The organism is Pontibacter beigongshangensis (genome assembly GCF_014332515.1).
In the GTDB taxonomy this organism is placed as follows: Bacteria; Bacteroidota; Bacteroidia; order Cytophagales; family Hymenobacteraceae; genus Pontibacter; species Pontibacter beigongshangensis.
In genome coordinates, this window is sequence record NZ_VFSD01000025.1 from 65339 (window position 1) to 79311 (window position 13973).

At 51.8% G+C, this 13973-nt stretch carries 8 protein-coding genes; 4 read left to right on the forward strand and 4 right to left on the reverse strand.

Annotated elements, in window-relative coordinates; translation table 11 throughout:
- Nucleotides 1-33 precede the first annotated feature (33 nt).
- The gene (gene treS, locus FJM74_RS18430; RefSeq protein ID WP_187264110.1) at nt 34-3366 is read left to right on the forward strand and encodes a maltose alpha-D-glucosyltransferase; all 3333 of its coding nucleotides are present in this window, start codon (nt 34-36) and stop codon (nt 3364-3366) included.
- Nucleotides 3359-5698, forward strand: a complete 2340-nt coding sequence (gene glgB / locus FJM74_RS18435) for a 1,4-alpha-glucan branching protein GlgB (RefSeq protein ID WP_187264111.1) — start codon at nt 3359-3361, stop codon at nt 5696-5698. Before treS ends, glgB begins: the two co-directional genes overlap by 8 nt.
- 144 nt (nt 5699-5842) lie before the next feature.
- Here the strand turns inward: glgB and FJM74_RS18440 are convergent, their stop codons facing one another.
- Nucleotides 5843-6442: a DUF2179 domain-containing protein gene (locus FJM74_RS18440; RefSeq protein ID WP_187264112.1), complete on the reverse strand. Its 600-nt coding sequence runs from the start codon at nt 6440-6442 to the stop codon at nt 5843-5845.
- 692 nt (nt 6443-7134) lie between these two features.
- Between FJM74_RS18440 and FJM74_RS18445 the strand changes: the two genes are divergently transcribed.
- On the forward strand, nt 7135-9339 hold the full coding sequence (locus tag FJM74_RS18445) for a bifunctional alpha,alpha-trehalose-phosphate synthase (UDP-forming)/trehalose-phosphatase (protein WP_187264113.1): 2205 nt from the start codon (nt 7135-7137) through the stop codon (nt 9337-9339).
- A gap of 83 nt (nt 9340-9422) precedes the next feature.
- Here FJM74_RS18445 and xseB read toward each other — a convergent pair whose 3' ends face one another.
- The 3 genes from xseB to FJM74_RS18460 all read right to left on the reverse strand — a co-directional run bounded on the left by xseB (nt 9423) and on the right by FJM74_RS18460 (nt 12808).
- Nucleotides 9423-9686, reverse strand: coding sequence for an exodeoxyribonuclease VII small subunit (xseB, locus tag FJM74_RS18450; protein ID WP_187264114.1), 264 nt, complete (start codon nt 9684-9686; stop codon nt 9423-9425).
- Nucleotides 9676-11238 (reverse strand): exodeoxyribonuclease VII large subunit, encoded by a 1563-nt coding sequence (gene xseA / locus FJM74_RS18455; RefSeq protein WP_187264115.1) that lies wholly within the window; start codon nt 11236-11238, stop codon nt 9676-9678. The genes xseB and xseA overlap by 11 nt, the downstream gene beginning before the upstream one ends.
- A 493-nt stretch (nt 11239-11731) precedes the next feature.
- Nucleotides 11732-12808, reverse strand: a complete 1077-nt coding sequence (locus FJM74_RS18460; protein ID WP_187264116.1) for a CNNM domain-containing protein — start codon at nt 12806-12808, stop codon at nt 11732-11734.
- Nucleotides 12809-13127: 319 nt separating this feature from the next.
- On the opposite strand from FJM74_RS18460, the gene FJM74_RS18465 reads away from it, so the two are divergent.
- Nucleotides 13128-13973: a hydroxymethylglutaryl-CoA lyase gene (locus FJM74_RS18465; protein WP_187264117.1), complete on the forward strand. Its 846-nt coding sequence runs from the start codon at nt 13128-13130 to the stop codon at nt 13971-13973.

The window sequence follows — 13973 nt, forward strand, 5'->3', positions numbered from 1 at the left end:
TGGGAATCCCTTCATAATTCACTTATACCTACTATGGCAGATAAAGAAACGCTGTTAGACGACAACATTCATTGGTACAAAGACGCGATCATCTACGAATTGCACATTAAAGCCTTTAAAGATGGCAATGGCGACGGTTACGGTGATTTTAAAGGTTTAATGCAGAAACTGGATTACCTGGAGGATCTGGGGGTAACAGCAATCTGGCTATTGCCATTTTACCCGTCGCCACTCCGGGACGATGGGTACGATATCGCGGACTATTATAATATAAATCCTTCGTATGGCAACATGCAGGATTTTAAGCTTTTTGTAAAGGAGGCGCATCGCCGTGGCCTTAAGGTGATTACAGAGCTTGTTATCAACCACACCTCCGATCAGCACCCCTGGTTTCAGCGTGCCAGGAAAGCTAAAAAAGGATCTGCGCACCGCGACTATTATGTGTGGACGGACGACCCGAACAAGTACAATGAGGTGCGGATTATCTTTACCGATACTGAACCCTCTAACTGGACCTGGGACCCGGTTGCAGGCCAATACTACTGGCACCGCTTTTTCTCTCACCAGCCTGACCTGAACTACGATAACCCGAGAGTGCAGCAGGAGGTGTTTAAAATGCTGGAATACTGGCTCGACCTGGGAGTGGATGGCTTCCGGCTGGATGCGGTGCCCTACCTGTTCGAACGCGATGGCACCAACTGCGAGAACCTGCCGGAGACGCATGCCTTCCTGAAAAAACTACGGGCGCATGTCGACAGTAAGTATACAGGAAAGTTGCTGCTGGCTGAGGCCAACATGTGGCCGGAAGATTCCGCTGCATATTTTGGCGATGGCGATGCCTGCCACATGAACTACCACTTCCCGATTATGCCGCGGCTATTCATGGCTCTCAAAATGGAAGACCGCTATCCTATCATCGACATCATTAACCAGACGCCCGCTATTCCGGAAGTTTGCCAGTGGGCCATGTTCCTGCGCAACCACGACGAACTGACGCTGGAGATGGTGACGGATGAAGAACGGGATTACATGTACAAAGTGTACACAAAGGACCCCATGGCGAAAATAAACATCGGCATCCGCCACCGGCTGGCTCCGCTTCTGGGTAACGACCGGGCCAAAATAGAGCTGATGAACGTGCTGCTCTTCTCGATGCGGGGAACTCCGGTAGTGTACTACGGCGATGAGATCGGCATGGGCGACAACTTCTTCCTGGGCGATCGGGATGGGGTGCGGACGCCGATGCAGTGGAATGACGACCGCAACGCAGGCTTCTCTACTGCCAATCCGCAAAAGCTGTACCTGCCCCTGATCATAGACCCGGAATATAAGTATGAGTCGGTGAACGTAGACACGCAGGAGCACAACCCGAACTCGCTGCTCTGGTGGACACGGCGCATTATCAACATGCGCAAGCGTTACAAGGCCTTTGGTCGAGGCACTATTAAATTCCTGAATCCTTCCAACTCCAAAGTACTTGCTTTTGTGCGGGAGTACCAGGATGAGACCATTCTGGTGATTGCCAACCTGTCGCGTTTTGCAGAAGCTGTTGAACTCGACCTGCGCGATTACAAAGGCCATATCCCGATGGAAGTGTTCAGCAAGAACAAATTCCCGATCATTAAGGACGAACCATACATCTTTACGATGGGCACCCACGGGTACTACTGGTTTGAGTTGCAGCCACAGGAGGTTGGGGCCTCGTTTGATGCTGATAAGCAAAAGCCTGAAATGCAGCTGACTTCCCTGCGAACCGCCCTGACGGCCAAAGAACTGAAAGAACTGGAGTCGAAGGTGTTGCAGAAGTACCTGATGCGCAGCCGCTGGTTTGGCGGAAAGGCCCGCACTATACAACGGATCCAGGTGATTTCTAATGTACCGCTTCAGGTAGGGAAGCAGGCCGCCTCACTCCTGATGATAGAGGTAAACTACAACGAAGGGCTCCCGGAGATCTATCAGTTGCCAATTGCATTTGCTTCCGGCGACCAAGTAGAAGAATTGATAACCACCTATCCAAGCAGTGTGATCGCCCGCGTGGCAATGGACTCCAAAGAAGGTATCCTGTATGATGCCTTGTACTGGGAGGATTTCCGGAACATGCTGTTCCAGTTAATGGCAAGGCGGAGAAGAGTCAAAACCGAAAATGGCGAACTGGTGGGCATGAGCAACAAAGAAGTAAGTGCAGCCCTGAAAGCCACGGACCAGCCTTTTACTTCCAAGATACTGAGTGCGGAGCAGAGCAACACATCAGTGCTTTACGGCGACCGCTACTTTATGAAGGTTTACCGCAAGCTTGACCGATCTGTGAACCCGGATGTTGAGGTGATCCAGGCACTTTCTCAGCAAGCTGATTTTCCTTATGTACCAAAGTTTATGGGTACGCTGGAGCAGCATGAGGCTAAAAAGCAGCCGATGGTGCTTATGATGCTACAGGAATTCGTGCCGAACCAGGGTGATGTATGGGTGTACATGGAGAATTCCCTGAAACGCTTCTTTGAACGCTTGCTTACCCAGGGTGAGCGCCTGGAACCGAAAAACCCTATTGGTACGCTCTCTAATCCTGTTCCATTCTCTGATGTGCCGGAAGAGGTGCAGATGCAGTTGGGCGGTGCACACGTAGAGCGCGTGGAACTCCTGGGGCAGCGTACTGCCGAAATGCACCTTGCCATCGCCAATATCGACCATAAGGATTTTACGCCAGAGGATTTCTCGTTGCACTACCAGCGGTCGCTTTACTCCTCGCTGACTTCGCTTGTTAGAAGCAGCTTTGATCTGTTGCAGAAAAAGCTGCCAGACTTGCCGGAGGCTATTCAGGAAGAGGCAGAGGAGGTGCTGCAAATGCGTGGACAGGTGCTGGAGCAGCTAAAAATGATTTTTGCAAAAAAGATAGATACGCAGAAGATCCGTACCCACGGCGACTACCACCTGGGGCAGGTATTGTTTACCGGCCGCGACTTTGTCATCATCGACTTTGAGGGTGAGCCGGCCCGCTCGTTCAGTGAACGCCGTTTGAAGCGCTCTCCGCTGCGCGATGTGGCCGGTATGATCCGGTCCTTCCACTATGCGGTGTACAACGCACTCTTCCAGGCGGGTTCCTTCCGGAAAGAAGACAGCCAGTACCTGGAGCAGTGGGCTGAGCAGTGGTATCACTACGCCAGAGGGTTCTACACGCACAGTTACCTGCAGCAGGCCAAAGGCAGTGGTTTTGTGCCAGCCAAGGAGGAGGATTATAGCGTGCTGATGGAGACGTTCCTGCTTGAGAAAGCGATCTATGAATTAGGATACGAATTGAACAACCGTCCGGATTGGGTACTTATCCCGATCAGAGGCATAAAATATATCATGAGGAAGTATCAGAATGGCTAAAAAGAAAGTAGATCAGACAAATACAGACAAGGAGAATACCACACCTGCTGCCAAGGCCAGCTCTAAAAGGGGAACATCTAAAGCTGCTACAACGGCTGCATCGGAATCGGATGCCACTGCTGAACCCAAAAAAACCAGAGCCAGGACTAAGACTTCAGAAGCATTAACCTCATCTGCTGCCCCTGTGGCAGGTGAGGCTGCTCCTGCACCTAAAAAGAGGACAAGTGCCAGAGCAAAGGCCGCAGAGAGTGTCGCCCAGGCAGCTTCTCCAAACGAGACCCCGGTTCCTGCAAAGCGGACCAGGGCCAGAAAAGCTCCGGCCTCCCAGCCGGAAATTGAACCGGTGGTAACGCCCGAATCTGCCCACGAGGAGCACGTACAGCTTGCAGAGCAGGCTGCCCGGCCATCGGAGGCGAAGCAAGAGGTTAGTTACGATATCAGCCGCTTCACCGATTTTGATATGCACCTTTTCAGAGAGGGGAAACATTTTTCGCTCTATGAAAAACTGGGGTCGCATATTATGACGCACAAGGGCAGAACCGGGGTTTACTTTGCCGTGTGGGCACCTAATGCGGAAGGAGTATCTGTGATAGGCGACTTTAACCACTGGGATCGTGGCAGCCATCCGCTGCAGGCACGTCCTGACCACTCCGGTATCTGGGAAGGCTTTATTCCGGAGGTTGGGAACGGGATGCTGTACAAATACCATATTAAGTCGCGTTACCACCTATACCACGTAGAAAAGAGCGACCCTTTTGCTTTTTGCAGGGAAACTCCGCCGTTAACGGCCTCCGTGGTAACAGACCTCGACTACAACTGGCAAGACACAGGCTGGCTGCAGCACCGCAAAAACATAGCAGATCAACCTCAGCCATATTCGGTGTATGAGTTGCACCTGGGGTCGTGGCGTACCAAGCCTGAAGATAACAACAGGCCGCTCACATACCGGGAACTGGCAGAAGAGCTGCCAGCCTATGTAAAAGACATGGGCTTTACGCATGTGGAGTTCATGCCGATCATGTACCACCCCTTTAACGGCTCCTGGGGGTATCAAATTACCGGCTACTTCGCAGCTGCCAGCCAGTACGGATCGCCCTACGACCTGATGCACCTGATTGATGTGCTGCACCAGCACGGAATCGGGGTTATTCTGGACTGGGTTCCTTCTCATTTTCCATCTGATGAGCATGGGCTGGTATACTTCGATGGCACGCACCTCTTTGAGCACGCTGATGCCCGCAAAGGCTTCCACCCTGACTGGAACAGCTATATCTTTAACTATGGCCGGAACGAAGTACGCTCCTTCCTGATCAGCAATGCCCTGTTCTGGTTAGACAAGTACCATGTAGATGGCTTGCGTGTAGATGCAGTAGCCTCAATGCTTTACCTCGATTACAGCCGGAAGGAAGGAGAGTGGATTCCGAACGAATACGGCGGGCGCGAAAACCTGGAAGCCATCTCGCTGCTCAAGGAGTTTAACCACGCCGTGCACCAGCGGTTCCCCGACGTGAAAACCATAGCCGAGGAGTCTACGGCCTGGCCTGGCGTTACGAACACGCTGGAGAACGGCGGCCTGGGCTTCGATATGAAGTGGATGATGGGCTGGATGCACGATACGCTGACTTATTTCTCGAAAGACCCCATTTACCGCAAGCACCACCAGGGCGACATCACCTTCAGCATTATCTACGCGTTTTCGGAGCGCTTTATGCTGCCGCTCTCCCACGACGAAGTGGTGCATGGCAAAGGCTCGTTGCTGCGCAAGATGCCAGGCGATGAATGGCAGCAGTTTGCCAACCTGCGGGCGCTTTATGGTTACATGTATGCTCACCCAGGCGGCAAGCTGATGTTTATGGGCGGTGAAATTGCCCAAAGCAGCGAGTGGAACCACGACAGCAGCCTCGACTGGCACCTGCTCCAATATGGCTACCACGCCGGCGTGCAGCGTACGGTAAACCACCTGAATGAAATCTACAAAAATGAGCCCGCCCTGTATCGCTATGATTTCGACTGGCGCGGCTTTGAGTGGATAGACTACAACGATGCCCACAACAGCGTGATAAGCTTTATGCGAAAAGGCGACGGTGTAGGGGAGATGATACTGGTAATCGCTAACTTTACACCTATGACGCACAAGCATTACCGCTTAGGGGTGCCTGTGGAAGGACGTTGGCTGCAGATATACAACTCCGACGATGCCAGCTATGGTGGCAGCAATACCCATAATCCGGAGAACCTGCACTCATGGGCCTCGCCATACCATGGCAAGCCCTGCTCCCTGGATGTGGTTTTGCCTCCGCTGGCGGTTGTTTACCTAAAGTTTATGCCTTAGCAGCTAATGCCGGTTGGGCCTATCTTGCCTGCCTAAAAATAAAGCATCGGCCGGTGTTCCTTTCCAGGAGGCACCGGCCGATGCTCTTGTTACGCAATTATTTAAATGAAAACAGGCCTCCGGACCCTTTTTGCTGTTGACGCCCTACTTCGATTTCTTCAAGGGAAACAGCCTGGAGAGCCTGGTCTTTTGGTCAGGTGTGTCCTGCGCCACTTCGATTTCAGAAACAGACCTTACATCTTCTATGGAGTAAAACGCGTTGGGGTTAAAGTCGCGGATAATGCCGATGACTTCACCCAGCTTCTTGCGCCTCACGATCATGAAAAGGAGGTTTACCTTGCCACTGCTGCCTCTGGCATCCACACTGGTAAGGCGGTAGCCGCGCCCCCTTAGCCGGTCTATGAGCTTGGTTGCCTGCTCTACCGTGATAATGCGCACCACTACCTGCCCCAGTGCCAGCTTCTGCTCGATGCGCAGTCCCAGAAAATTGCCTGCTGCAAATCCGCCAGCCCATGCCAGGTAAGAAATAAAATTGCTCAGGTTCTGCATTACCTGCGTAATGGCAATAAGCCAGATCAGCACTTCTATAAACCCCAGAATAGGGGCGATCATTTTATCGCCCTTCGAGATAAAGACAATCCGGAGAGTGCCCAGCGTAACGTCTACAATTCTGGCCAGGAAAATCAGGAGCGGAATGATCACCCACTCCACAATGCCTGGATCTAAATCTTGAAAAAAGTTCATGTGCAAAAATAAGCTTTTAACCCTGACAAACACCCTTAAGGCAGCAGAATATGATGGCTAAGAAAACAGAAGATGCCGCTCCGCCTGCCAATTGCAGCTGAACGGGTTCTTGCTCTGGTGTTAGGCAGCCTGGCAGGCGGAGCGGCAGCCTGGCTAACAGCGGCTAAACAGGCTTGGCCTGTGCCATACTATTGCTGAGCAGGCCAGCAGCAGTTTTTAAAATGAGGCGGCAATTATTGTAATGAAATGGCACCTCCTGCGTATCAGTTGCTGCCGGGCGGGCCATGGATTAGTCGCCTGCCTTACTAATAGTTGTTATTAATTGTGAATTCGGATTAAAATCAGTAATTTAAAAGATGCGTTAGGATTAAAGCGTTATTTGTTTCAGAACTTATACCTATCCGGGCGTTATTTTTAAACTTTCGCTTATTAGTTGCAGATATTTTTGTTAAATTAAAATATTGGGCGGCACTAAAATAATTGGCCGGTCTTATTATTAATAGTGGATTTTATATATTGTTAAAACACAAAAACAGACTACTACGTAAGGATAAATAAAAAAGGACACCGAAGTACTTCAGATTTTATATAAATATTGATTTAAGTTTAAATAAAATATTCCAGACTCTTAGAGGTCGTGTTTACTATCTAAAAGCACGCCTGAAGCTGCCTGAGTACAATTTCAAGAGCACATGGCAAAACTGATCATTGTATCAAACAGACTTCCTGTAAAACTACAGGAGAAAGAAGGGAAGATGACCTACAAGCCCAGCGAAGGCGGGCTGGCAACCGGGTTAGGCTCTATCTATAAAAAAGACGACAACCTGTGGATAGGTTGGCCGGGCATGGTGGTGGGAAACCCCGAGAAGCAGCAGCAGATTGCTGTGGAGCTGCATGACGAGAATATGCACCCTGTCTTCCTGACCGAAACAGAAATCAAAGAGTTTTACGAAGGGTTCAGCAATGAGACCCTCTGGCCTACCTTTCACTACTTCAGCCAGTATGCTGTTTACGATCAGCAGTTATGGGAAACCTATGTGACTGTGAACCAGAAGTATTGCGATGTGATCCTGGAGATGGCAGAACCCGAAGACACTATCTGGATACATGACTATCAGCTGTTGCTGCTGCCTTCCATGCTGCGTGAGCGGCTGCCCGATGCCACCATCGGCTTTTTCCTCCACATCCCATTTCCGTCTTACGAAGTGTTTCGCTTATTGCCCTGGCGCAAGGAGATTCTCTCTGGCATGGTAGGGGCAGACCTGGTGGGGTTCCATACCTACGACGACATGCGCCACTTCCTGAGTTCTGTAAACAGGCTCCTGGGGTTTGGCAGCATGCACGGCTGGGTGAACATGGGAGCCAGGTCGCTGCTCGTCGACTCCTTCCCGATGGGGATCGACTACGACAAGTACGCGGAAATTGCTGACTCCGAGGAGGTAAAAAAGCGGGAGAAAGTGTATCGCAACAACCTCAGCGACCAGAAAATCGTGCTCTCCATAGACCGGCTCGACTACTCTAAAGGAATTCCGCAGCGGCTCAGAGCCTTTGAGCTGTTCCTGGAGCAGTATCCCGAATTTCACGAAAAGGTAACGCTGGTGATGCTGGTGGTGCCATCCAGAGACGCCGTAGAAAAGTACAAAGAGCTGAAAGAGGAGGTAGATGAGCTGGTAGGCCGGATCAACGGGCGCTACAGCCGCATCACCTGGAACCCGATTCAGTACTTCTACCGCTCCTATCCGATCGAGACCTTATCAGCTTTTTACCGGATGGCCGATGTGGCCCTGGTTACTCCCATGCGCGATGGTATGAACCTGGTCTGCAAGGAGTATGTAGCAAGCAAGCACGAAGATCCGGGGGTACTTATTCTGAGCGAGATGGCAGGTGCCTCCAAAGAACTTTCCGAAGCTATCCTGATCAACCCGAACGACATCAACCAGGTGGTGACCTCCATGCACAAGGCCCTGACCATGCCTGAAGAAGAACAGAAAGCCTGTATGAGCCGCATGCAGGAATCCTTGAAAAGATACAATATTCACCATTGGGTAAGCATTTACATGGACCGCCTGTCTTATGTCAAGATCAAGCAGATGTCTATGGCTACGAGTTACCTCGATGAGGCTACGTTTCAGGAGATGAGCGATGCCTACCAGAATGCCAGCACCCGCCTCTTCTTTCTGGAGTACGACGGTGCCCTGATGGATTACCAGGCAGACCCGTCGACAATGAAGCCGGATGCCGAACTGTACCAATTGCTGAGCAGCCTGAGCGCCAGCCAGAAAAACCGGGTGGTAATCGTGACCTCACGCGATAAAGACCGCATGCAGGAGTGGCTGGGTGAGCTGAACCTGGATATTATAGCCGAACACGGCGTGTGGATTAAGCAACGTGACAAAGGCTGGCGCACCATGATGAGCTTGCTCGATACCTGGAAATCAGATATCCGCCTGATACTGGACCTGTATGTAGACCGTACGCCGGGTTCTTTTATAGAAGAGAAGGATTATTCGCTGGTGTGGCACTACCGCCGGGTAGAAACAGGCCTTGGCGACCTGCGGGCACGGGAGCTGATAAACCACCTCAACTTCCTGGCCGACAACAGCAACCTGCAGGTGCTCGACGGACAGATGGCCGTAGAGATCAAGGCGCAGGAGGTAAGCAAGGGCAGAGCCACGGCCCATTGGCTGAACATGTACTCGCCTGAGTTTATAATGGCGGTGGGCGACGACTGGGGCGATGAGGATATCTTTAAGGCGATGCCGCGTGATGCTTACACCGTCAAAATTGGCAATTCGCACTCTGTGGCCAAGTACCACCTCGACACCAGCGAGCAGGCCCGCCGATTGCTGAAGCGCCTGGTGCAGTTACAGAAAATTCAGCAAAAGCACGTTATCTGATAAAAGCAGTTTAAACCAGAAGAGCCGCTTTCCGGGCAGGGGAAAGCGGCTCTTCTGGTTATATGAGAAGTTGGTGCCTGATGCTAAAATAATTTCCCGTTCCCCTGGTTTGTAGGCTGGCCTGGTTTCTGCGGTTCCTCACACTTCTCCTCGTTAAAAACCTGGTCTATGGCAAGCTCTGCGCTACGCAGCTTATCCTTACACAGCTTTATCAGCTGCGACGACCGCTGCACTTTCAGCGTCAGCTCATCCACGTCCACTGAGTCATTCTCTATTGCCCGCAGTATCTCCTCCAACTCCCGGGTGGCTTCGCGGTAGGTCATGCTGTTTATCTCCTTATTCGTCATCTTTATCTACATTTACAATCATGCTATGCACGGTGCCGTCTTTCATTCTGGTTTCTACTACGTCTCCTGATTTTAGCTGCCCCGCGCTTTTTATTATTTTCCCGTTAAGTAAAGTTAGCGTATATCCTCTGAGCAACAGTTTCTCCGGATTATTGGCCCTGATGCTCAGTTCCAGCAAGTGCAGCCGGTGGTGCTGGTCCTGCAGTTTTTCTCTGGTACTGTATTTTAGCTGCTCCGATTTTTTTGAGAACCCGATTTCGGCCTGTTTTAAGCCAGCCTTCGCCTCTGTTTCGAGGCAATGCACCAGCGTATTGAGTTCATGCTCCTTCAGGTGGAGGTAGCGCTGGCTCTTGCCTTCTACGCACACAGTCAGGTGGCTCATGTACTTTTCCTGCCGGTGCAGCTGCTCTTTAGTGGCTGCCCTGATGTCGCGCTCCTGGTTGTTGGTGCGGTGCTTCTGCGCCTCCAGGTAATTTTTCTGTTTTATCAGCAGGCCCTTCGATACATGTTCCAGCCGGGCGTTGGCCTCCTGCAGAAAATCGTTGGTGCTGTGCGAGAGCTTCAGACTCTGCCGCTCCAGCTTCTCGCTTGCCAGCTTCAGCTGCTGCGCCGAAAACATCCGGATGCTGTCCAGCATGCTCTCTGCCTCCTCCTCAGCTGTACGTAATCGCTCTATCAGGTAGTTGGCAACGGCAGTAGGTGTTTTCAGGCGGGTGTGCGCCACCAGGTCGGCAACGCTCTCGTCGCGCTCATGGCCAATGCCAGTGAGTACAGGCAAGGGAGAGCGGCCAATGGCGGCTGCTATGGCATAATCGTCGAAGCAGCTGAGGTCGGTCTGGGAGCCGCCCCCGCGTATGATGATGCAGGCATCGAACAGGTGCTGGTGCCTGGCCACCAGTTGCAGGGCGCGCGTTACAGAGGCAGGGGCTTCGTTGCCCTGCACCAGCGCCGGAAACAGGGTGGTGGCAAACCTGTAGCCGAAGGCATTGTGCTGCAGCTGGTGAATAAAATCCTGGTAGCCGGCCGCTGTGGCCGATGAGATAACGGCCAGCCGCTGCGGTACCGGCGATAGCTCCTGTGCCCGGTTTGCCGACAGAAGACCTTCTGTGTCGAGGCGCTTCAGGGTTTCCTGCCGCTGCCGCGCCAGGTCGCCAATGGTGTAGTTGGGATCGATGTTCAGGATGTCGAGGCTCAGGCCATAGAGCTCATGAAACCGCACCTTTGCCTGAAACAGGATTTTAAGCCCCGCCTTTAGCGGCTGCCCGGTTTTCTCCTGAAAATACCGGCCCAGCATCTGGTATCGGGCACTCCAGATCGTGGCCCGTGCCTGTGCCTGCATCTGGCCGTGCGGGTTATCGCCTTTATCGGCCAGGGTGAGGTAGCAGTGGCCTTTGCCGGCTGATACCTGCGCGATCTCGGCCACCACCCAGTAGCTGTCCGGAAACGCCAGTTCCAGCTCTTCGCGGATCTGCTGGTGCAGCTCGAAAAGCGTCAGCGGGGACTGGAAATCCTCGAACGGGGAATTGTTCTGCCTCGAAAATTGCTGGGCCATGCCTCGGGATCGCTAAATTAGGGTTGAGCATCTGGTCTGTGCACGATAGGGCATGCTTCTCTTTCAGCTCATGTACAAAGTTAAGATTTTGTGCTGTGCCGGCAAGTAGAATTGTGCAGCAGCAGAAGGTTTTGGAGAAGGGCCGTTTTGATTAGCATAATCCGGAAGTTCTCCTCCTGCCGCCGCTGCGCCAGACTATGGGAGCAGTGGAAGCTCGTGCAGCAGGTTTGTTCCGAAAGTAAGGTGAATTATTCCAATCAAAAGGCCCCTCCGGAGGTTCTGCAGCTCCTTGTAGATGCTGGACTTTTGATCTAGTTAAGAGTTTAAAGTATAAGAGTTAATCTTTTTTAGGAGGTGCTGGCAATTCATCTCCAAATCTTCCAATCAGCAGCAGGCAGCCAGCAGGTAAATTATTCTAATCAAAAGGCCCCTCCGGAGCATGGTTCCGGGTATTGCTGCCGCTCAAGATTTGCATTGCATCAGTCGTGCGGGTTTAGGGTCGCTCATTCTCTTCCTCCGGGTCGTCCTGTCTGATCCCCAGGCGGGCAGAGCGTTTTTTCCAGTTTTCGCGGGCCCACTTCTGCAGGTCGGGCACATCGTCCATCTCATCAATTATTTCCATGCCCAGCAGGGTTTCAATAATGTCTTCCATGGTGATGAGGCCTGCGGTGCCGCCATATTCATCTACTACCAGAGCCACGTGCTCCTTTTCTGCCATCAGGCGGCTGAAAAGGGTTGGGATGGGCATGTGGGAGGGCACCACCTGAATATCTCTTTTAATGCTGCTCAGAGGCTTTTCTCCCTGGTTTTTGATCAATTGGTACAGCACCTCATCTTTCAGCACAAAGCCGGTTACACGGTCTAGGTTCTCGGTATAGACCGGGATCCGGGAAAAGCGAAGGCTGGTAGACTGCTTAAAAAACTCATTCAGGGTCATGTCTTCGGGGGCTCCTTTAATAACAGTTCGCGGAGTCATGATGTGGCGAACCAGTATGTTGTTAAAGCGCAGTATGTTCTGTATAATCTGCGATTCGCCTTCTCTGAAGATGCCTTCTTTTATGCCTATTTCTGCCATGGCCGTAAAGTCGGCCCTGCTAAGCACACTGCGGTTCTTGTCCTTTTTAAGGCGCTTGGTGATAAACTGCGAAAAGATAATAATAGGGTAGAGCGGCGAATAGATCATAATTTTAAGCGCATGTACCGTAAAAGGAGTTAGTTGCCGCCAGTAGTTCGCTCCCAGGGTTTTAGGGATGATCTCTGAGAAAATCAGGATAATGAGCGTAAGCACCCCCGAGATGACAGACAAGTACTCTTCGCCCCAGATAATTTGCGCCTGGGCGCCCACACCTGCCGCACCTATGGTGTGGGCAAAGGTATTGAGGGTAAGAATCGCAGCAAGGGGCTTGTCTACATTGTCTTTAAAGTCTTTCAGGCGCTTGCCCAGAGACGGGTTCTTGCCGGCAATAATGCTTACATGCGAAGGAGTGATGCTCAAGAGTACTGCTTCCATAATGGAGCATAAAAAGGAAAAGGCGAGTGCTATCAGCAGGTAGGTGATTAATAATCCCATTATTTGTTTTTTTGTTGGATGCCAGGAGTTAAATTTAATGTATGAGCTATTTGCAACATCGGTACTGGCACGGAACCATTATAGTGCAATAAATTTCTAATACCAGCCTCAGAAAAAATAGTTCTTGCTGCTGTTGCGGGGCTTGCTTTTTCGCTTCTGATGTGTGTGCCAAACCAACTGTTGTAAGGCCTCCGGAGCACCTTTGTATTGGGCTCGGCTAGTAACGGAAACGCAGCAGCAGGCTTCCAGAAGGGCTAATTTAATTGAAATAATTGGCCGAAGCATTTTTTCCGAACGTAAGATGTAGCAAAACCCCGATATGAAACTAATAGAATGCCCCAGAGACGCCATGCAGGGGCTGCCGCATTTTGTCCCGACCCAAACCAAAGTGGCCTATATAAACGCGCTCCTGCAGGTTGGCTTTGACACGATCGATTTTGGCAGCTTTGTGTCGCCGAAGGCCATACCCCAGATGCGCGATACGGCTGAGGTGCTGGCCCAACTGCAACGGGAGGGCACAAAGTCTAAACTGCTGGCTATTGTGGCCAATGTGCGGGGTGCCGCCGAGGCCGCTGTGCACGAGGCCATCGACTGCCTGGGCTTTCCGCTTTCCGTGTCAGAAACTTTTCAGCGGCGCAACACCAACAAGAGCATTGCCGAAGCCCTTCAGGAAGTGGCGCACATACAGGAGCTTTGCCAGCAGCAGCATAAAACGCTGGTCGTTTACCTCTCGATGGGCTTTGGCAATCCTTACAACGACCCCTGGAGTGCGGCTACAGTTGTGGCGTTTGTAGAGAAACTGCAGGCGCTGGAGGTGCGTACCATCTCTCTCTCCGATACCATCGGCGTGTCTGATCCCGAAAAGATCACAGAACTGTTCAGCCACATGATTCCAGCATTTCCGGGTATAGAGTTTGGGGCGCACCTGCACACGGCGCCCGCTGCCTGGCAGGAAAAAGTGGAGGCTGCCTACCATGCCGGTTGCCGCAGGTTTGATGGGGCCTTGCGCGGTTATGGCGGCTGCCCCATGGCCAAAGATGAACTGGTAGGCAATATGCCCACCGAAAATTTAGTAGCTTACTTTGAGAATATTGGCTTAAATTTGCGCCTGAACAAACAGGCGCTCGAAGAGGCTTTGGCCCGGTCCGGCGCTGTTTTCTTATAA